This window comes from Dysosmobacter sp. HCP28S3_G4, from assembly GCF_052065175.1.
GTDB lineage: Bacteria > Bacillota > Clostridia > Oscillospirales > Oscillospiraceae > Oscillibacter.
Genome location: NZ_JBQHUP010000047.1, coordinates 1 through 20,190 on the forward strand (window position 1 = coordinate 1; position 20,190 = coordinate 20,190).

Here is a 20,190-nt window from a genome sequence, read left to right on the forward strand (position 1 = left end):
TTGTCCCATCGCTCAGCAAAGGTGTCCAGTGCATCCAAAGCGGTAGGCTCATCTACCGCAGCGTAAACCGCCTTCAGATCCGCCATGAGTGCTTTCAAGTCCTTGTAGGATACATATTTGCTGGAATTCCGGAGTTGATGGATGATACAGTTCTGAACCTCTGTCTTGGGAAACACTGCTTCAATCGCAGCGGAAAATCCGGTCAAATTGTCCGTACAGGCGATGAAAATATCCTCAACGCCCCGGTTTCTCAAGCCGTTGAGCACCGTTGCCCAGAATTTGGCACTCTCATTTTCACCGACCCACATGCCCAGAACATCTTTTTTGCCGTCCAGATTGATACCAATGGCTATGTATACGGCCTTTTTGACGATTTGCCCCTCACTGCGAACATGATAGTGGATGGCATCCAGGAAAACCACTGCGTATACGCTTTCCAAAGGCCGCTGCTGCCATTCTTTTGCGATGGGAAGGATCTTATCCGTAATGCGGCTTACAGTTGTATCTGAGACTTCTACGCCGTAGATATCCTGAATATGCGCTTCAATATCACCTGTGGTCATTCCTTTTGCATACATGGACAGGATCTTTTCCTCAATGTCCTGGCTGATGCTGGTTTGGTTTTTCTTTAGCACCTGAGGCTCAAACTCGCCTTTTCGGTCTCGAGGCACCGATACCGCTACATCTCCAAAGCTGGTCCGCAGTGTTTTATGACTGTGACCGTTGCGGCTGTTGTCCGTGTCCTTGTTCTTGTAGTCATATCATCACGAATCCGCTGTTCGGAGCAGTTTTCTTCCGGGTATCTTGCAAAAAAAATTTGGCAAATTTCTTGCAGCGTTAGCGCACGGTGGATATTCGTTTCGGTCTCCAGAATTGAAAGAATATGCAGCAGCCTTGATCGACTCATACGTGTCCTCCACGTTTCACGCTACAATTTCCACCCGGCTACCCCCGGTCTTGTCTTTGGTCACTACGATTTGCTTGTCGATTTTTTCTCTCAACTCTACCACATGGGAGATGATACCTACCAGCCTGTTTCCTTCGGTCAAGCCAGTTAGAGCACGGATGGCCTGCTGGAGGGATTCCTCATCCAGAGAACCAAAGCCCTCATCAACGAACATAGTGTCCAAACGGATACCGCCGGCTGCGGACTGGATTTCGTCAGAGAGCCCCAGCGCCAAGGAAAGAGACGCCTTGAAGGACTCACCGCCCGAGAGAGATTTAACGCTACGTTCTGATCCATTATAGTGGTCGATGACATCCAACTCCAGACCGCTTTGACTGCGGTTGTTTTCCGCTTCCCTCCGGCGCTTGAGTTCATATTGTCCGCCGGACATGACCAGAAAGCGAACATTGGCCCGCTGGAGAATGCGGTCAAAAAAGGTCATCTGAATATAGGTCTCCAAGGCAATTTTCTCCTTGCCGGGGAGATTGCCATTGACCGTGTTGGAGAGGGTGCGTACCCAGGTATATTTGGCTTCCAGTTCATTGAGGGTGGCAGCCCGCTCCTGAATGTTTTTCAGGGCAGTTTCGTTGGTGGTACGGCGGGTATGGATACTGCGCTGCATTTCAGCTGTTTCGGACCTCTTTTTCGACAATTCACGACTACGAGCCTGCTGAGCCACCATGTCCACATCTTCACTGGCTTCCAGCAGTTTGGACAACTCCTGAATGGCGGCATCCATCCCGGCCAGGCTGGTCTTACAGGCGTTATAGTCCTCCTCGGCAGTTTTCAGGGCGTTTGATAGGCTTTCGGCCTCCGCCTGTAAGGCCAGACGCCGCGCTTCCGCCGCTGTAGTGTCGGAGTAGAGGAGCGCCTCTTGGAGAGTGTCTATCTGCTCTTTCAGTGCTTCACGCCGACTCTCCGAACGGATCAACTCCTCACGGGCAGCAGAGAGGGCATGCGCTAGTTTGTTCAGGTTTTGCTCCCGTTGAGGAATCAAAGTTTCCAAATCTCGTTTCCGGGCCAGTCTGATTTCGATATCATGTAGCTGCTCTTCTATATGGGTCAGTGCCTGTTCTGCGTCCTGAAGCCTGGTTGTGATGCGCTCGAGCGAACCGTCCAAAGTGCAGCCTTCCAAATTTCCCTGAAGTTGGCGGCGAATCTTATCTTCCAACTGTTCCTGCTGTCCGCGAAGTTTGCTCTGCGCCACTTCGGCCTGCGTGATCGTACTCCTCAATTCCTCCTGCTGGGCTGTCAGTTGAGTAAGTATGATTTCTTGAGTTTGAATCTCCTGCCCTAGTTCTTCCCGACGGGTAAGCTGCACCTCCAGATCCAACAGGTGCTGATGGAGTTGTTTAAGCACCTCGGCCACCTCCTCCTGGCAGGTCGCCAACTGCCCGTTTGCAGCAGCGAGAGTGGGAGCATCTACATAGGATGCCATCTTGGTGATCAACTGATGCTCCCGCTCCTCCAGAGCGGTCTTTTTTATTCCGGCCTCAAGACTCCTTTGGCTGGCGTCCTGTTGGGCAGCTTCGAAATCTTCCTTGGCTTGGTTGAGTTCTGCTTCCGTAGGGGCTTGGGTAGATACCTGGGCCGGAACGGGATGATGGAGGGAACCGCAGACCGGGCAGGGTTTTCCCTCCTCCAGAGAATGGGCCAGGATTCCTGCCTGTTCATCCAAAAACGCCCGATTTTTCTGACGATAGGCCATCTCTGCCGCATCAGCCTTTTGCTTGGCCTCCTGGTATACTTTCTGGGCCGACTCCATGGACTGCCGGGCCGCTTCACAGTTTTCGAGAAGCACCGTCAATTCGTTTATAGCTTTTTCTTTCTCCAGAGCTTGGTCTTGGCGGTGGAGCAGTTTTTCTTTCTCAGCTTTCAGCCCCTCAGTTGCCGACCAGGTCTCCTTACTAGTTTGCAAGGTATTGCTTCTCTGGAGAAAATCTGCAGATAGCTGCTCTTTCTGGCGGTACAAGTCTTCACACCGGGACTGTCCTTCCTGGAATTGTTGCCTGTATTTCAGCCACTCCTGTACATCTTGTTTCAGTGTATTCAAAGCCAATTGCTGGCTCTCAATCTGGGATTTTTCCCGGAGCAGCCGCTCCTGATCTGATGCTGCTTTTATCAGTCCCTCTGATTCCTGCTTCCATTCTTCCAACTCTGCGGCCTGTTCCTGCTGGGTCAGTTCTTGCTTAGCCTGACTTTCCTGTTGAACGATAATTTGTTCTGAGAGCGTGGCAAATTCATCCTGCTTGGCGCTCAGTTCCTGATAGTGGGGAATCTCCGCCTCCAGGGCCGCTATCTCTTTAAGCAGGGCGTCTTTCTGAGGTGCCTTTTCCTGTTCTACCTCAAGCACAGCCTTGGCTGCTTCTACCTTAGAATGCTGATCTTTTCGCTTTTCCTCAGTTTCTTCCAGTTTCTTTCGCGTCTTTTCCAACTCATCAGCCTTACCCAGTAGAGTAATCACAGCTTTTATTTCCTCATCCAATTTGCCCAGTATCTCCTCATACTGGGTATCTGCCTGCTTGTCTTGGGCAATCAGGGTTTCGATGAGTTCCACGGTCTCCTGAAAGGGCAGTTCTCCGTTCTGGGCCTTTTGCAGATTTGGCAGCAACAAATCATCCTCATGACAGAGTACACCACCGATGTACTGTTGCACGCTGGCTCGAGCGGCTTCACAATCCTTCTGAAGCTTCCCTGACTCGCTTTTTAGCCGTTCCTGAAGCACCATATAATACCGGGTCTTAAAAATCTCACGAAAGATCTCTTGACGGCTCTTAGTATCTGCCAGCAGCAGTTTGAGAAAATCCCCTTGGGCGATCATGGCAATCTGGGCAAACTGGTTGCGGTCCAGCCCAATGATCTGGATGATCTCACTGTTGACATCTCTGGCTTTTGTAACCACGCGGCCGTTCGGAAAACGCAGCTCTGCTTCGGCCTTCTGGACGGTGACACCGCCTCCTCGCCTGGAAGGGCGCTCGTATTCGGGATTCCGTCGGACTGTGTAAGTTTTGCCGCCATAGGCAAACACCAATTCCACCTCCGTAGGGGTGTCCGGTTGGGCGTACTTAGAACGGAGCATGGAAGGTTCGCGGTTTTTTCCACTGGGTTCGCCGTAAAGGGCATATGTGATGGCGTCAAAAATAGTAGTCTTTCCTGCGCCGGTGTCTCCGGTGATGAGGTAAAGTCCCTGTGTGCCAAGTTTTTCTAAGTCTATTACGGTTGTCCCGGCGTAAGGGCCGAAGGCGGATACAGTCAATTTCAGTGGTCTCATGCCTCGCCCTCCCAAATATCCTCAATCAAGTTTTGAGCAAAGTCCCGTTGAGCCTCTCCCATGGGCTGTCCGTTTTGCTTCTCATAGAATTCCTCTAGCATCTCCAGCGGGGATTTTTGCCGGGCATCCGCTGTTCCCTCTGTCAAAATTCCCGCACGGGTACGCTTGTTGTCGTAGTCCAGCTTCATGAGGAAGGGGTAGATGATCCGCAGCTTGCTTACCGCATCGGGGATATCATCTTCATCGGTAAGTGTAATATGAACATAGTCCTTCCGGTAGCTCGTCCCTTCGTAAAAACCCCGAAAGGTCAGTTCTTCATAAGTGCCTCGCAATTCCGCCATATCCCGCATCGGGACCAACGGAATAGTACGTAGAGAAAAACTCCCCTTTGTACTCAGTTCTACCACAGTCAGGGATTTCTGTTGTTTGACCTCGGAGAAAGAATACTTCAAGGGGGTGCCACAATAGCGCACCGTTTCACGGCCCACCTGCTGGGGGCCATGGATGTGTCCTAGAGCCACATAGTCGAATGCGTCAAAAACTGACACATCCACATTGTCCGCCCCGCCGACGGAGATTTCTTCCGAGTCACACCGGGTGGCTCCCGTGACAAACTGATGGGTCACCAGTACATTCCGGCGAGCCGGGTCTGCGTTCATGGTTTCAATGGCTGCGGAGATGGCATCGGTATAGGTGATAATCTCCCGTTCCGGAAAAAAGCGGCGAACATGGGCGGGTTTCAAAAAGGGAAGCAGATAAATGTCCACGGGCCCATATTCATCGGTGAGGGTCAACGGAACCACCGTCCCGTTGTACACCGGGGTGATATGGACGCCGCTTTGCGCCATCAGACGTCCGCCGAAGGCGATGCGCTCGGGAGAATCGTGGTTACCGCTGATGATGAAAACCTGAAGGTTTCGTTTAGACAGTCGCACCAGAAAGTCATCCAGCAGGGCTACCGCCTCGGCGGAGGGCACAGACTTGTCGTAGACGTCCCCGGCAATGAGCACTCCGTCCGGTTGCTCCCGGTCGATGATCTGGAGGATTTCCGTGAGAATGTACTGTTGGTCCTCCAGCATGGAGAACTCATTGACCCGCTTACCCAGATGCAGGTCAGAGAGGTGAACGAGTTTCATGGTGCCAGTCCTTTCTGTTGTAATATTTCTATTATAAAATGGCGCGTACGAACACGCAAGAGGGTATGGATTGCCCCATCCACTTAGGGAACCTCTGATTTAATGCGCACTACCGCAAAGACTCCGAATGTGGGATAATAACACTATCAAAGCAATGGTGGTGTATGGTGATGAAGAAACAGGAAACATTTACGGATATCGAATACAGCTTCCGCAAGAAGAAAACGAAGCGGGAGGAATTTCTGGAAATCATGGACGAGATCATTCCCTGGGACGAGTGGGTCGGTGTTATCGAACCCTACTATCCCAAGGGAAAGCGTGGCCGTCCGCCCATGGGCATTGAGAAAATGCTGCGGATGTATCTGCTTCAGATCTGGTTCAATCTGTCCGATCCGGCTACCGAGGACGCCATCTACGACAGCTATGCCATGCGAAAATTCACAGGTATTAACTTCATGACGGAAGCGGTTCCGGATGAAACAACGCTGTGCAAATTCCGTCATCTTTTGGAAGCAAACGGACTGAACAAGCTGTTCTTTGATGCGATCAACCGCGTCATGGTACAAACCGGACACATGATGAAGGGCGGCACCATTGTAGACGCCACCATCATCAATGCGCCCAGCTCCACCAAGAATGCGGAGAAAGCCCGGGATCCGGAAATGCACCAGACGAAAAAGGGCAATGAGTGGAAATTCGGAATGAAATGCCACATCGGAGTAGACGCAGGCAGCGGTCTGGTTCACACGATGACCGTCACAGCGGCAAACGAGCATGACATCACCCAGACAGCGAACTTACTTCGGGAAGATGACGAGGTAGTCTATGGGGATTCGGGATATCTTGGAGTGCAAAAGCGCCCCGAAATCGCAAGCAACGAGCATTTTTCAAAAATTGATTTCCGTATTAACCGCCGCCCCAGCAGTCTTCCCAGGGTCAGTGACAACGCGATTGACTGGGAGCGTTATATTGAAAACCGCAAATCCGCGGTGCGCTGCAAAGTAGAGCACGCGTTCCGGATCATCAAGTGTCAGTTTGGCTACAAGAAAACCGTGTATCGTGGTCTGAAGAAAAACGAGAACCGACTGTACGCCATGTTCGCCTGCGCGAATCTGTATGCGCTTGCCATGGCCGGGCGAAAACTCTCCGCAACCTGATACAGGGGCAGTCTGCCCTTTTTCAGAAAAAGGAGCAGAAACGCAGAGAAATAATGGCCATTTTGCACTGAAATCACCTTAACTAAGTGCAAATTGCGGCTAATACATCGAGCAGAAACAGGACAAGGGCTATTATTCAGAGGTTCCTTAGATAAAATAATTTTGTGTTTGTTTTCCAGCTTTTATAGTTGGGAATCGATATCCTCTATTTCTTTGTTTATTGCCCTGCAAATTTTGAACTGTTGGGAAATGGAAAACGCTTTCTCCGAGCCGGTGATGTTGCCGACTCGGGGGAAGCGTTTTATGTCTTATGCTCTCTGATTATCTCAGGTCGCTTAGCACTACGCCAATATCTGCATCGAGCAGAATGGACTGCGCTTCCAGTCCTCTCATGGTGATGGCCTCGCCCAGATTGATGCAGGCGTAGGTGGCACTGGGATTCTGCGCTGTCATGCGCAGGAACGGCACTTTGATAATGCCGGGAGTATTCCCGCCGACACCCAGTTCCAGGAACAGGATGCGGCCATTCTTATACTGATGCAGGAAATCCTCATATCGTCGAACTGCGGCGTACCAGCCCTCATCCTGTACGAAAGTATCGTCACAGCGTAAGTTCATGGTCATGGGCTTGCCGCACTTGGGGCAGTGGGGAATCAGCGCAGAGGGAATACGCATTTCCGCTTGCGCTGCGATCATCCAGCGGACAGTATTTTCGTTATCATAAGTGGCCTGATGGCACGGTTCGCTGCACTGCCAAAGGCCGTAATCGCCCTGGGTGTAAAACAGCCGCGCCTTATCAAAACCGGCCAGCTGAAATTGATGGTCCACATTGGTGGTCAGGACAAAGTAATTCCTGCCCCGGACTAACTCCAACAAGTCAGCATAAGGCTTGCCGGGCGTCACATCGTAACGGTCATAGTAGATATGGCGGCTCCACCAGGCCCAGTATTCCTCTGGAGAGGGAAACGGATAAAAGCCGCCGGAATACATATCGGTGATTCCGTACTTTTCGTGGAAGTCGGAGAAGTATTTCAGAAAGCGCTCGCCGTCATAGGTCAGGCCGGCCGAGGTGGAAAGGCCGGAACCTGCGCCAATCAGGATGGCGTCTGCGTCTTGGAGCTCAGCTTTCAGACGATCGATTTTCTGTGAGTAGTCGCCGATAGATTTCGAGATCCAGGTCTTTGAAAACATTGAAAATCACCTTCATTTCGCTTCCGGTTTCCGTCTTAAACTTTTGCACAGTTTCTACGGCAATCTCAGCGGCTCGCTGGTTGGGGAAATGAAACACGCCGGTGGAGATGCAGCAAAACGCGATGCTCTCCACGCCGTTTTGCCCGGCCAGCTCCAGACAGGAACGGTAGCAGGAGGCCAGCAGGCGCTCATCCTCCGGGGTCACACGGCCATCGACAATGGGGCCGACGGTGTGCAGCACATAGTCGCAGGGCAGATTGTAAGCCTTGGTAATTTTGGCCTGCCCGGTAGGCTCTTCATGACCCTGGCGTTCCATGAGCTCAGCGCAGTCCAATCGGAGTTGTACGCCCGCAAAGGTATGGATGCAGTTGTCGATGCAGGCGTGGCACGGCACATAGCAGCCCGTCATGCCGCTGTTTGCGGCGTTGACAATGGCACCGCACTGGAGCCGGGTGATGTCGCCCTGCCAGAGGTAGAAGTCGCCGCAAACCGGCTCCAAATCGGCCAGGCGGGTGATACCTGCATCTTTGATCTCCTGACGCAGGTATTCGTCCTGTACGGTCAGGAACTCAGCGTCAATGGCTTGGGGGCGGCGGATGTTCATCAGCGAACGCAGCATGCGCTTCTGCGCATAGGCATCCGCCGGGATTTCCATGCCGCGATAGCGCCTGTCCTCATTCAGCAGCCGCTTGATGAGAAATGCTCTTTTTTCAGCCTGGTTCATATGCTTTTCTCCTACACGAAGATTGCCCGCCCTTTCGCAGAGCGGGCAATCTTTTTAGAATTTGTGGACTTCAGGATCTGCGGTAAAGGAGCTGAAGGTGGCGACGGCGTTCTTCAAGTATAGCACCTGGGTGTTGCCATCGTTTTCGTCGTACATTGCCCTCAGGTCGGTATAGTCATCCAACATGGATTTCTTGGCTTCCACGCGGTCATCCTCCACCAGTTCAGCGGCAACGCGCAGCCACACACCGTCCTTGAAAGCACAGATCTCGCACTTGGGGTTGGCGGACAACTGTTGTGACACGGACTTTGACTTGCCGGTCTGGATATACAGCTTGCCCTCAAAAATGTGAGCCGTGCCGAAGGGGCGGACGCGGGGCTGGTCACCCTCCACGGTGGCCAGGTAGTATGTACCAGCAGACTTCAGAAATTCGCATACTTTTTCCATGAGAGATACCTCCGTTGATTTGATTGCTTGACGCATCATGATTTTTCTTATATGATACAGTTAAAAGTTTCTCTTGTAAAGTAGGTACTATTTTGTTATATAGTTACCAAATAGAAACTATTGGAGGATTTATGATGGAACTGCCTGCATGCCCGGTAGAGACCACCTTGATGCTCATTGGGGACAAATGGAAGGTGCTGATCCTGCGGGATCTGATGGACGGCACCAAACGCTTCGGCGAACTGAAAAAGTCCATCGGCACGGTATCCCAGAAGGTGCTGACTGCCCAGCTCCGGGACATGGAGGAGAAGGGACTGCTTACCCGCAAGGTCTATGCCGAGGTGCCGCCAAGGGTGGAGTATACTCTCACCGAGACCGGCTATAGTCTGAAGCCAGTTTTGGACGCCATGGGGATCTGGGGTGCGGACTATCAGGCGAAGAACGGATAAGGAGAATATCAATGGTTCGTGAAATATGCAAAGACGAGGCTTTTCTCGCCCAGAAGGCGGAGCCCGCCACGGCAGACGATCTGGTTGTGGCGCAGGATCTGCTGGATACATTGGTCGCCCACAAGGGGGGCTGCGTGGGCATGGCAGCGAATATGATCGGCGTCAACAAACGCATCATCGCCTTTGACAACGAGGGCGAATACATGGTCATGTTCAATCCCATCATCGTCAAGCAGTCCGGGGCATATGAGGCCGAGGAGGGCTGCCTGTCCCTCACCGGCACACGGAAGGCGAAGCGGTTTCAGACCATTAAGGTGCAATGGCAAAACGAGAAGTTTCAGACCCGGCTCAAGACTTTTACCGGCTGGCCGGCAGAGATCATTCAGCATGAGATCGACCACTGCGAGGGAATCATCATATGAAGAAAAGGATGAGGATTATCCTGTCTGTGTGCCTGGCAGTCCTTCTCGTCTTGGGGATCGGTGGCTATGTCTATGTGTCCGATTATTACCGCGCCGATGAAATAGCCTTGGAAGCTATGGCCTATCAGACGGACAGTGTGCAGGTGGAGCAGGATGGGGACGTGATCTGGTTCGTCCCCGAGGATCCGACCGCAGGGCTGATCTTTTACCCCGGCGGTAAGGTGGAGTATACGGCCTATGCGCCCCTGCTGCGTGCCTGTGCGGAAAACGGTATTCTCTGTGCTCTGGTGCGAATGCCTGGCAATCTGGCTGTTCTGGATGCTAACGCTGCAGACGGACTCCAACAAGAGTATCCGGAGGTCACGACCTGGTACATAGCTGGACACTCTCTGGGCGGTGCTATGGCAGCGGGCTATGCTGCGGCACATTACGAGGACTACGACGGACTTATCCTGTTGGCAGCTTATCCCACAAAAGATCTCACGGGTACACCACTCCGGGTACTCTCTGTCTATGGATCAGAGGACGGCGTGATGAACCGGGAATCCTATGAAAAGAATCGTGCAAATCTCCCTGCAGATACCATCGAAGTCGTTCTGGACGGCGGCTGCCACTCTCAGTTTGGTAGCTATGGCCCGCAGGATGGCGACGGAATCCCAACCATTTCGGGCGAGGAACAGGTTCGGCAGACCGCAGAAGCGATCGCGGCTTTCGTCGGACAGTAAGGAGGTCCAGTATGGTACTCTTTTTCACCGGTACCGGAAACAGCCGGTATATCGCCGAGCGCATCGCAGAAGCTCTGGGCGACGAGTTTCTCAGCATGAACGACCGTATCAAAGCGGGCGAACCTTCACCAGTCGCATCCGATGAGCGCCTGGTTATCGTCACGCCCACTTACGCGTGGCGCATTCCGCGCATTGTGCGTGACTGGCTGGTTAAAACGAGCTTTCCGAATGCAAAACAGGCGTGGTTTGTGATGACCTGCGGCAGCGAGATCGGTAATGCCGCCGGGTATAACCAGGCGCTCTGCCGGGAGAAACAGCTCACCTATATGGGCACGGCGCAGATCGTCATGCCTGAAAATTACATTGCCATGTTCAACGCGCCGCAGGCGGAGGAAGCACGGCAAATCGTTGCCAAGGCGGAGCCGGACATTGACCGTGTGATCTCCGCCATTGCGGCGAATCAAGCGTTTCCTCAGCCCCGTAGTAACCTCTACGACCGCTTTATGAGCGGCCCGGTAAATCCAATCTTCTATTCATTCTTCGTCAAAGCAAATGCCTTTGCGGCCAGCGATGCCTGCACCGGCTGCGGTCAGTGTGCCAGGCTTTGCCCGACAAACAACATCACGATCCAAAATGGCAAGCCTGTCTGGGGCGGTGACTGCACCCACTGCATGGCGTGTATCTGCCGCTGCGGCGCGGAAGCCATCGAGTACGGCAAAAAGAGCCTGGGCAAACCCAGGTATCATTTTGAGGCGCTTTAAAAAAGTGAAATAGTCCGGAGAGCAAGCAGCTTGCTCTCCGGACTTCAGGCTGTCGAAAAAGTCCATAGACTTTTCCGACAGCCTTCACAATGCCTCGCTTTTCTGCCCGCGCAGCGGGCCGAAAAGCTGCCGCTGCGCGGCGCAAACGCCTGCTGACACAGGCTTTTTGCAGGCATTCAATCCAACACGAGGGGGCTCCCGCCCCCTCGTACTCCCCCTGCAAAAAAGGACTCTTTTCCTTCAGACAGGGTTTTTCGACAAGCTGTAGTCCGGAGAGCAAGCAGCTTGCTCTCCGGACTTTTCGTTCTACGCATCTATGCTGTGTGCATTTTCATAGGCCTGCCGGATGTTCTCCGGCATTTCCTCCGGCTGCAAGCGGGAAAGACGGTCTTCATTTCCGTCCCGGATCGCCTGTTCATAATACCAGCACTTGAAGCGCAGCATGTCCAGAACCCGATTCATCCGCTCAATCTCCGCCTCCACCGCCGCTTTCTGATGGAGGAACAGCTCCCGCCGCTGTGGATAGGTTTCGCTGCCCTGTACGCACCACTCCATGAACTGTTTGATGTCCTTGATTTCCAGGCCGGACTTTTTTAAGCACTCAATCGCCCGGAGGGCTTCCAGCTCCTTTTCTCCGAATTTTCGGATGCCGGAGTCCCTTTGCATCGCAGGGAACAATCCTTCCTTGTCATAATACCGCAGTGTGGATATGGGCAAGCCAAACAGTTCGGATACTTGGCCGATGGTATACATGGAACTCCCTCCAAAGCAACTGAAAAATATCAAAAATAACGCTTGACCTAAAGTTAGGTTTAGGTACTATCATGAGTTTATCAGCAAATCAATCACAATGCAAGATACAAAAAGGAGTTTTTTATGAGCAAACATGTTCTGATCATTAATTCAAGCCCCCGTAAAGGCGGCAATTCTGAAACGCTGGCTGCATCCTTCGCAAAAGGCGCTGAGGAAGCCGGTCACAAGGTAGAAACCGTTTATCTTCGGGAGAAAAATTACAGTTTCTGCAAGGGCTGTCTGGCTTGTCTCAAGGTCGGCCATTGCGTAATCGGCGATGACGCGGTGGAGATCGCCGCCAGGATGCACGATGCGGATGTGCTGGTATTTGCCACGCCTGTGTACTATTACAGCGTCAGCGGTCAGCTCAAGACCATGCTGGATCGTGCCAACCCTCTCTTTGATTCCGATTACGCCTTCACAAAGGCATATCTTCTGGCAACTGCGGCTGAAGATGGGGAAGAAACGGTGGAAGGAACCGTCAAAGCCGTACAGGGCTGGGTGGACTGCTTTGAACGGTGTGAGCTGGCAGGCACCGTCTTTGCCGGCGGTGTGAATGGCGTAGGCGATATTGCCGGACATCCGGCACTGGAGGAAGCCTATCAGATGGGAAAGGAGATTTGAATCATGGCAGTAAAACAAACAGCGGGCAGAGACGCCTTGGGCGGATTTGCCTCCAAGTTCGCGGAATTGAATGACGATGTGCTGTTCGGACAGGTTTGGAGCCGGGAGGACAAGCTTTCCCTTCGGGATCGCAGTATCGTAACAGTGGTTGCTCTAATGGCCCAGGGACTGACGGATTCCTCTTTTCAGTATCACCTGCAGTCCGCAAAGAACAACGGTGTGACCAAAGCGGAGATCGCGGAGATCCTGACCCATGCGGCGTTTTATGCCGGTTGGCCCAAAGCATGGGCGGCGTTCCGCATGGCAAAAGAAGTGTGGGCAGAGGACGTGGTTGCCGATGATGCGAAGGCCGCACACGAAAGCCAGATGGTTTTCCCCATCGGTGCGCCCAACGATGCCTTTGCAAAGTATTTCATTGGGCAGAGTTACCTTGCGCCGGTCTCCACGGCACAGGTGAGTATTTACAATGTGACCTTCGAGCCGGGGTGCCGCAACAACTGGCATATCCATCATGCGCAAAGCGGCGGCGGGCAGACTCTGATCTGCGTGGCAGGCCGTGGGTTTTATCAGGAAGCCGGAAAGCCTGCGCAGGAGCTTCATCCGGGGGATGTGGTGAATATCCCGGCAGGTGTGAAGCACTGGCACGGCGCGGCGCCGGATAGCTGGTTCTCCCATCTGGCGGTGGAGATTCCGGGCACGGAGACCGCCAATGAGTGGCTGGAGGCCGTAAATGACGCAGAATACACAAAAGCAACAACCGGGGAGGTTTGAACCATGGAGAAGCTGAATTTGACACAGGAATGGGACAAGGTGTTCCCCAAAAGCGATAAGGTCGATCATCGAAAAGTGACCTTCCATAACCGCTACGGCATTACGCTAGCAGCGGATCTGTACACGCCGAAAGGCGCAGAGGGTAAGCTGCCCGCCATCGCCGTCAGCGGCCCCTTTGGCGCCGTCAAGGAGCAGTCCTCCGGCCTGTACGCGCAGACAATGGCGGAGTTTGGCTTCCTGACTATTGCCTTCGACCCTTCTTTTACGGGGGAGAGCGGCGGCAGTCCCCGGTATGTGGCATCCCCGGACATCAACACGGAAGATTTCTCCGCGGCGGTGGATTTCCTTTCCGTGCAGGACAATGTGGACCCGGAGAAGATCGGGATTATCGGCATCTGCGGCTGGGGCGGCATGGCCATCAATGCCGCCGCTATGGATACCCGCATCAAAGCGACGGTGGCATCTACCATGTACGACATGACCCGTGTGAACGCCAACGGATATTTTGACAGTGAGGATACCGCCGAAGCCCGCTTTGAGAAGAAAAAAGCCATGAACGCCCAGCGCACGGAGGACTATAAAAACGGCAGTTATGCCCTGGCCGGAGGGGTGGTCGATCCGCTGCCGGAGGACGCGCCCCAGTTTGTAAAGGATTACTACGCCTACTACAAAACAGAACGTGGCTATCATGTCCGGTCTCTGAACTCCAACAGCGGCTGGAATGTGACGTCCTCGCTGTCCTTTATGAATATGCCGATCCTGCAGTACAGCCACGAGATCCGCTCTGCCGTTCTGCTGGTCCATGGGGAAAAGGCGCACTCCCGCTATTTCAGCGAAGGAGCCTATGAAAAGCTGTCCGGCGACAACAAGGAACTGCTCATCATTCCGGGAGCCAGCCACGTTGACCTCTACGACCGGACGAATGTGATCCCCTTTGAAAAAATGGAAGCGTTCTTCCGACAGTACGTGGGTTGACCGCTTCAGAGGCAAAAACAGAAATCTGGTGCAAACCGGTCAGTGATGAAGAATATAACGAATTGGAGTAATACTGAAATGAGTAAGAAATTGGTAGCTTATTTTTCTGCAAGCGGCACGACGAAAAAGGTTGCGGAGCGTTTGGCAAAGGCTGCGGGCGCGGACCTGTTTGAGATCAAGTCCGCCATTCCTTATACCAGTGCCGATCTGAACTGGATGGACAAAAAGAGCCGCAGCAGCGTGGAAATGAGTGATCCGTACTCCCGCCCGGAAATTGCCGAAACGATGCCCAACATGGCGGATTACGACACGGTATTCATCGGGTTTCCGATTTGGTGGTATGTTGCGCCCCATATTATTAATACCTTCGTGGAAAGTTACGATTTTTCCGGCAAGACGCTGGTGTCCTTTGCCACCTCCGGCGGCAGCGGCATGGGAAAAACCGTGGACGAGCTGAGAAAACTCTGCCCGAACGCAGACTGGAAAGCCGGGAAGCTGGTCAATGGCGTATCTGATCAGGCGCTTGCTGCTTGGGCAGTTGAGTTTTCATGAAGCATACAGCCATGTCAGCCCCTATTTCTTTGTTTATTGCCCCGCAAACTTTGCACTGCGTTCCGGGCGGAAAACACTTGAATAACCCTTTGCTCAGAGTTACAACCCAACCAACCTGAAACGTAGAACACTTCCCGCCCCAAACCGGTGTAAAAATCACCGGTTTGGGGCGGGAAGCGTTTTTGATCACAGACAGCGCCGATCAAAGGCACCGACAAAGAAGACGCCTGCCCAGGGAATTCTGATATAGGGAAAGAGCGTCTGCTGTCATGGCCCTATTTTTAGAGTACTGCGGACATATTCCTCATTACCTAAGAAATACTGCTCAATCAGTTCCCAACGTTCTTCGGTACTCATATCAGCGGTAAAAAATGCGGCAAGAAGTTTTTCACTGCTGCGATGATGCTCCTGAATGGATTGCAGGACATTGTTTGTGTATTTCCCGTTGCTTGCTATCCGTTCTAACTTGTCCGGATCATTGATCCGAATGAATACCTCTGCTTTTTCGCCGCCGCGAATTTCATAAGTGGCGAGTCCTAACAATTCCAGCAGACGAAGAAGCGGCATAATCTCAATTTGCTTATTCTGGGTAAGCGGATAAAAGCGGAAGAAGGTATTGTCTTCAGATGTCGTGGAACATTGCGCTATTTGCCTGACGAAATAATTCGGCAGACGGGCATATGACACGCTGCTGACAAAGAAAACACTCTCGTCCGCACCGGATTGTTTTCTCTTTCTGAGAATGCGGATCTGGCTCCGGGTTTGACTGTATGCCGCATCCTCATCAACACTTTCGGTAAAAATATCAAGAAGGAGACCAGCTTTTTCGTGAGAAATGACTCTTTCACCAAGCTCCTCCTCCAAATCCGATTCAAATTGCTTTTGGGTGAACTGCTTGGTTTCACCGTTTTTGTATTTCTCGAATACAGCGGTGATCGCCGTGATTATAACTTCGACCCGCTGTGCGACAATAGAATACGCATCAGTATATCGGATCTCGACCCGGACACGAGGGGAAATGTGATACTGCTGATCGCCTTTCTGCATTCCACACTCAAAAAACTCTTTCTTGAACATGCCAAATGAGCGATCGGGATAGCAGTTCTCCCAGATGCCGGCCATATCAACGAGAAAAGTCTTTCCGGTGCTGTACACCGTGATATCGGAGGCACAGGACTGGTTTCTTGTTGAAATAGTTCGTTTGGTGGGCCCTTGTTGGAACGTAACATATTGTCCGTATCGCTGCAGAAAATCAGTTTCGATTTCCTCCGGAATGTTGACATAGTTTTTTGAGAGCATGGCCTTTGGCCGGACAATCAGGACGGGGAATGCGTATTTGTTGTTCAGATCCTTCGAAAGAAGCATCAACCCCGACTTTGTGCGGTTTTCAACTTCGTTTTCTTTGAAAAGATACACAAAGGTTTCGGAAGAAATCAGCAAATTGCGACGCTTTTTCGCCCGCTGGATTGTGCATAGCTTTTTCAACATTTCCCGAAGCTGATATTGCCGCATTTCCGAGATGCCGTTCAAAGCTCTTACATATCGGAGATCGCCGGGGAAATAATCAATATGTGCAATACCCTGGATGTCGCTGCTTCTTGCCGCTCTGCCGATTTCTTGCACATAATCAGCAAGGGTACCTGTTGGAGCATAGTGTATGACATGCTGAATATCTCCAACATCAATTCCCATGCCAAAGGCTTTCGTACAGAATAGCCCCATCGCATTGCCGGACTTGTAGTCCCGCTCCACCATTTTGCGCTCTGTGGGAGGGATTTGACCGTGGTAACGCCTGATTCTGGTATGGCTGCTGACGTCAATTCGGGTATAAATCTGGTCAACCTGGCGCCTATATGGAAAATATGCCAAAACCTTTTCTCCGTACGAGATATACTCCTGCATTTTTTGCAGCGCCAGATTCATTTTGGCATCATCAATCCGGATGGCGGGATCATGGGGATCGTGCCGCTGAATGTCGAAGGATATATTGGCTCTCTTAACATTGCCAAGGTGAATAATGGTTCTTTCAAGGCCAAGTTCCTGAATTGTATCGTTGACGACGTCATCTTCACCGGAATAAACGGCTGTGGCAGTCAGACAGAGAACAGGAAAGACCAAGCCATCTCTTGCGGTTTTTTTAAGGAAATCGCCGAGGAACCAATAATCCGAGCGAAAGTCCCGTCCCCAACTTGTTACGGTGTGTGCTTCATCAATTACCACCAATCCAACACGGCGGCCGCCGAGAAATGATTGAAGATGGGTTGTCAGCAGCAATTCAGGCGCCAGGTAGAGAAGCGATATCTTTCCGGAATGGATTTGCTCAATCGTTGTGCTGCGTTCTTCCAGGCTCATACTGGAGTTGATACATGCCGCGATGGTAATGCCTCGCTCTCGCCGCAATTGATCTACCTGATCATTCATGAGAGCAATTAGCGGCGAGACTACAATCGTGACCAGGTTATACTTTTCGGCCAGATACAGCGCGGGAATTTGGAACAATATTGATTTTCCAGATCCGGTAGGTGCGGTGATGAAGATATTGCTGTACTGCTCGCCAATCTGAGCTGCTTCACATTGATCGACGATCTCTGCAATTATTTGGCCCTGGGTAATTGACTCGGTCTCCCTGGACCGATCCGGGTCCTTATAAAACAACAGGGGGCGGAAATTCGCATGATGACCCCAGTATTTTTTGAGAATCGGAACAAATTGGCTGTCATCATATTGGTACTTTTCCCGGTACAACTCAAGTTCATCAACATATACGGGAACGCCCAATTGCGAAGCGGCGATGAGCAGAGCGCTATGTCTTGCGGACAGCCTGTCCCCTTGCTGAAGGAAAAGCGCAGCCTTCGTCTTTCCGCATGTAAAGTTCAGACAGTACTCCCAGTCTTTTAGACTGCCGGCTTCGATTTGCTCGATTTCTGGATCAGGATCATTGATTTCCTCCGGACCATTCCAGAAAGAATAGGAGATGATCCTATCATAGTCAAGCGTTATAGGAAGAAGCAGGGCTTGGTCTGTGTTAATCAGTTTAACATCACCATAGAATTGTGTAAGTATCTCCAGGCTTTTTTCCCTGGGCTCGTGTTCTTCCTGCCAGTAGTCAAAAAGCTTTACAGCTTCTTCGTGGGGGAGACAGCAAGGCACCCAGGGAGCAAGAATGTTGTTCTCAACAACAACGATGCGGTCAATGCTGATTCTGCTGAGGAACGGAGCAATCGCCAACAACTCTTCATAAAATCCGATCAGAGGCTGCCTGGCCCCTTTGATGGCGGAAAGAAAATCGATCCACTTATCATTAAGCTCAACAAAATCAATTAAGCCATTCTTCAGCAGGGTGCGATCATTTAATAGAGAAGACGGATGAGCAATTAAATGTTCCATTGTGGCCGCAGAGAAACCTTTGAAAAAGATAAGTGTCGGCCCGCTGAACTGGGAGATGATTTCATCAATTTTCGCTAAGATATAACTGTTAAAATCCAACATGATAACCTCCAGTCTCATCTATTCTATATAGCTCGTCCGTTTGCTGTATGGATATTTGCTGCTGTGCCCGATTTACAGGATAAGCGAGGGTAACAATCATGAATTATCATCTATTATATTGTACTGTTTCTGATCTTAATTGGCAAGACAGTGCAATATAGCTTTAAATCCGGATTTCAGAGTTTGACAGAAAGCCGAAAGGCTACTATTCAGCGGACTGCTAAAAGGAGAAGGAATGTTCAATATTTGTTTTTGAAGAATAAACTGTAAATAAAGGATACAATCATTGCGAAGAAGAACTGTAACATCTCACACCTCTGCATTTCCTTCATATGCCGCGAAAGACCATTCCAAACGAATTTGCAAGCCTATATTAGCAAAGAGCCTGTCCCAATAACAGGACAAATATGGCAGCAAAGCTGGCAGGTGATGTGCTTTTTAGCGGCCTTTTAAGCAGTAACGATCAATATTTGATTTACAGGGATTTTTATTGTACACTTATTCTGATATTCTGCTTCTTGTAAAGAGGTGTGGGCTATGCAAAACCGTTATACGGGAGACATTGGCGATTTCGGAAAACTGGGTTTGCTTCGCCAACTCAGTCGAACAGGATTGTCCATTGGTGTTAACTGGTATTTGACCCCTGACGAAACGCATAACGGTGACGGGCGGCACACCGGCTATTTGAAAGACGACGCCTTTCGCGCTTGTGATGAACAGTTGTGGTCAGTATTGGGGGAAATCGTAGGTGAGGGCAAGCGGCAGGTCAGTGCGTTGGAGCGCCCTGATATTCTGCAGGCAAGCTTTTATTCGCGGATACTTGATTTTACGGGTACAGACAAAGCGGAACGGCAGATGCTTCGCTGGGAATGGCATAACCGGGCTATGCAACAACTTCAGAACTGTGACATCATCTTTGTCGATCCCGATAATGGACTGATCGTGCCATCTGCTGACGGCACGCCCAAGAGCAACAAATTTGTGCTACCATTTGAACTGGTCGAGTATTATCGCGCTGGTTCCAGTGTGATCTATTATCAGCATAAGGCCCGGAGGCCGGATTCATTCTACATCGAACAGAATAATCAGCTTATAGAATTCGGCGGATTTCCCGGCGCAAAAAGCCTTGGATTGAAATTCAGGACGACCTCTCAGCGTTATTATTTCTTTTTGATCCAGCCGCAGCATGCAGAAGCCATTATGCGCTGTATCGAGCAGATGATAAGTACACCGTGGATAAATCATTTTGAGATCCTTTGATTATGGCAGAGAAAACCAACCCCTGTTTCTTTGTTTATTGCCCCGCAAACTTTGAGTTGCGTTCCCCGCAGAAAACACTTGAACAAACCCTTGCTCAGAGTTACAATCCAACCAACCTGAAATGCAAAATGCTTCCCGTCCTGGGCCGGTGAAAGATCACCGGTTTGGGGCGGGAAGCGTTTTTGACCACATAAATGACCACAGACAGCGCCGGAATACCCGGAAAACGCAGGTTCAAAGAGGCTTGAAGAGTAATTAAAACCAAGCGGAAATGGCTAAAAACCATTAGAAACGACCAGAAAAAGTTTTTCCGGATTGTTTGGGACATTGTTGTATGATGTTCGAGCGGTGTTCCTCAAATCACGGAAACCCATGCAGCGCAATGCTTGAGACCGCCGAAAATTCTGTGTAATCGACGTTCCTCGACAGTATGAAAATCTTCGACTGAGTCAAGAATGAGATCAAACATTCAAGACGAAGGAGACGAAGATTATGCAG

17 protein-coding genes and 1 pseudogene are annotated in these 20,190 nt (G+C 51.2%); 10 read left to right on the forward strand and 8 right to left on the reverse strand.

Features of this window, described 5'->3' with window-relative positions; translation table 11 throughout:
• The 3 genes and pseudogenes from ACTNBU_RS10365 to ACTNBU_RS10375 form a co-directional block, all read right to left on the reverse strand.
• Positions 1-761: pseudogene (locus ACTNBU_RS10365) on the reverse strand (IS256 family transposase); the annotation flags it as partial.
• Between the two features lie 162 nt (positions 762-923).
• Positions 924-4,217, reverse strand: coding sequence for an AAA family ATPase (locus tag ACTNBU_RS10370; RefSeq protein WP_441033705.1), 3,294 nt, complete (start codon positions 4,215-4,217; stop codon positions 924-926).
• Complete coding sequence (locus tag ACTNBU_RS10375) at positions 4,214-5,353, reverse strand: exonuclease SbcCD subunit D (protein WP_441033708.1); 1,140 nt, start codon at positions 5,351-5,353, stop codon at positions 4,214-4,216. The genes ACTNBU_RS10370 and ACTNBU_RS10375 overlap by 4 nt, the downstream gene beginning before the upstream one ends.
• A gap of 170 nt (positions 5,354-5,523) precedes the next feature.
• On the opposite strand from ACTNBU_RS10375, the gene ACTNBU_RS10380 reads away from it, so the two are divergent.
• Entirely contained in the window at positions 5,524-6,510 is a 987-nt protein-coding gene (locus ACTNBU_RS10380) for an IS5 family transposase (protein ID WP_441033750.1), read from the forward strand.
• A 321-nt stretch (positions 6,511-6,831) separates the two neighbouring features.
• Here the strand turns inward: ACTNBU_RS10380 and ACTNBU_RS10385 are convergent, their stop codons facing one another.
• The 3 genes from ACTNBU_RS10385 to ACTNBU_RS10395 are packed head-to-tail and all read right to left on the reverse strand — an operon-like array spanning position 6,832 to position 8,872.
• The gene (locus ACTNBU_RS10385) at positions 6,832-7,701 is read right to left on the reverse strand and encodes an SIR2 family NAD-dependent protein deacylase (RefSeq protein ID WP_441033711.1); all 870 of its coding nucleotides are present in this window, start codon (positions 7,699-7,701) and stop codon (positions 6,832-6,834) included.
• Positions 7,631-8,425 carry a protein-ADP-ribose hydrolase gene (locus tag ACTNBU_RS10390; RefSeq protein WP_441033714.1) on the reverse strand — a complete coding sequence of 265 codons (795 nt, stop codon included), beginning with the start codon at positions 8,423-8,425 and terminating at the stop codon, positions 7,631-7,633. Before ACTNBU_RS10390 ends, ACTNBU_RS10385 begins: the two co-directional genes overlap by 71 nt.
• A 54-nt stretch (positions 8,426-8,479) precedes the next feature.
• The gene (locus ACTNBU_RS10395) at positions 8,480-8,872 is read right to left on the reverse strand and encodes a pyridoxamine 5'-phosphate oxidase family protein (protein WP_441033717.1); all 393 of its coding nucleotides are present in this window, start codon (positions 8,870-8,872) and stop codon (positions 8,480-8,482) included.
• Between the two features lie 134 nt (positions 8,873-9,006).
• On the opposite strand from ACTNBU_RS10395, the gene ACTNBU_RS10400 reads away from it, so the two are divergent.
• Genes ACTNBU_RS10400 through ACTNBU_RS10415 form a run of 4 tightly spaced genes read left to right on the forward strand, consistent with a single transcriptional unit; the run spans position 9,007 to position 11,229 of the window.
• Positions 9,007-9,321, forward strand: a complete 315-nt coding sequence (locus ACTNBU_RS10400; RefSeq protein WP_441033720.1) for a winged helix-turn-helix transcriptional regulator — start codon at positions 9,007-9,009, stop codon at positions 9,319-9,321.
• A gap of 11 nt (positions 9,322-9,332) precedes the next feature.
• Entirely contained in the window at positions 9,333-9,743 is a 411-nt protein-coding gene (locus ACTNBU_RS10405) for a peptide deformylase (protein ID WP_441033723.1), read from the forward strand.
• A complete protein-coding gene (locus tag ACTNBU_RS10410) occupies positions 9,740-10,468 on the forward strand; it encodes an alpha/beta hydrolase (RefSeq protein WP_441033726.1) in 729 nt (242 codons plus the stop codon). Before ACTNBU_RS10405 ends, ACTNBU_RS10410 begins: the two co-directional genes overlap by 4 nt.
• Before the next feature lie 11 nt (positions 10,469-10,479).
• Positions 10,480-11,229, forward strand: coding sequence for an EFR1 family ferrodoxin (locus ACTNBU_RS10415; RefSeq protein WP_441033729.1), 750 nt, complete (start codon positions 10,480-10,482; stop codon positions 11,227-11,229).
• A gap of 306 nt (positions 11,230-11,535) precedes the next feature.
• Here ACTNBU_RS10415 and ACTNBU_RS10420 read toward each other — a convergent pair whose 3' ends face one another.
• A complete protein-coding gene (locus ACTNBU_RS10420; RefSeq protein WP_441033731.1) occupies positions 11,536-11,982 on the reverse strand; it encodes a MerR family transcriptional regulator in 447 nt (148 codons plus the stop codon).
• A gap of 123 nt (positions 11,983-12,105) precedes the next feature.
• On the opposite strand from ACTNBU_RS10420, the gene ACTNBU_RS10425 reads away from it, so the two are divergent.
• The 4 genes from ACTNBU_RS10425 to ACTNBU_RS10440 all read left to right on the forward strand — a co-directional run bounded on the left by ACTNBU_RS10425 (position 12,106) and on the right by ACTNBU_RS10440 (position 14,943).
• The gene (locus tag ACTNBU_RS10425) at positions 12,106-12,645 is read left to right on the forward strand and encodes a flavodoxin family protein (protein ID WP_441033733.1); all 540 of its coding nucleotides are present in this window, start codon (positions 12,106-12,108) and stop codon (positions 12,643-12,645) included.
• Between the two features lie 3 nt (positions 12,646-12,648).
• Positions 12,649-13,416, forward strand: a complete 768-nt coding sequence (locus ACTNBU_RS10430; RefSeq protein WP_441033736.1) for a carboxymuconolactone decarboxylase family protein — start codon at positions 12,649-12,651, stop codon at positions 13,414-13,416.
• Between the two features lie 3 nt (positions 13,417-13,419).
• Positions 13,420-14,391 carry an alpha/beta hydrolase gene (locus ACTNBU_RS10435; RefSeq protein ID WP_441033739.1) on the forward strand — a complete coding sequence of 324 codons (972 nt, stop codon included), beginning with the start codon at positions 13,420-13,422 and terminating at the stop codon, positions 14,389-14,391.
• A 78-nt stretch (positions 14,392-14,469) separates the two neighbouring features.
• On the forward strand, positions 14,470-14,943 hold the full coding sequence (locus ACTNBU_RS10440; protein ID WP_441033741.1) for a flavodoxin: 474 nt from the start codon (positions 14,470-14,472) through the stop codon (positions 14,941-14,943).
• 267 nt (positions 14,944-15,210) lie between these two features.
• On the opposite strand, the gene ACTNBU_RS10445 is transcribed toward ACTNBU_RS10440, so the two are convergent.
• The gene (locus ACTNBU_RS10445; RefSeq protein WP_441033744.1) at positions 15,211-18,432 is read right to left on the reverse strand and encodes a helicase-related protein; all 3,222 of its coding nucleotides are present in this window, start codon (positions 18,430-18,432) and stop codon (positions 15,211-15,213) included.
• 537 nt (positions 18,433-18,969) lie between these two features.
• Between ACTNBU_RS10445 and ACTNBU_RS10450 the strand changes: the two genes are divergently transcribed.
• The gene (locus ACTNBU_RS10450) at positions 18,970-19,692 is read left to right on the forward strand and encodes a hypothetical protein (protein ID WP_441033747.1); all 723 of its coding nucleotides are present in this window, start codon (positions 18,970-18,972) and stop codon (positions 19,690-19,692) included.
• Positions 19,693-20,190 lie beyond the last annotated feature (498 nt).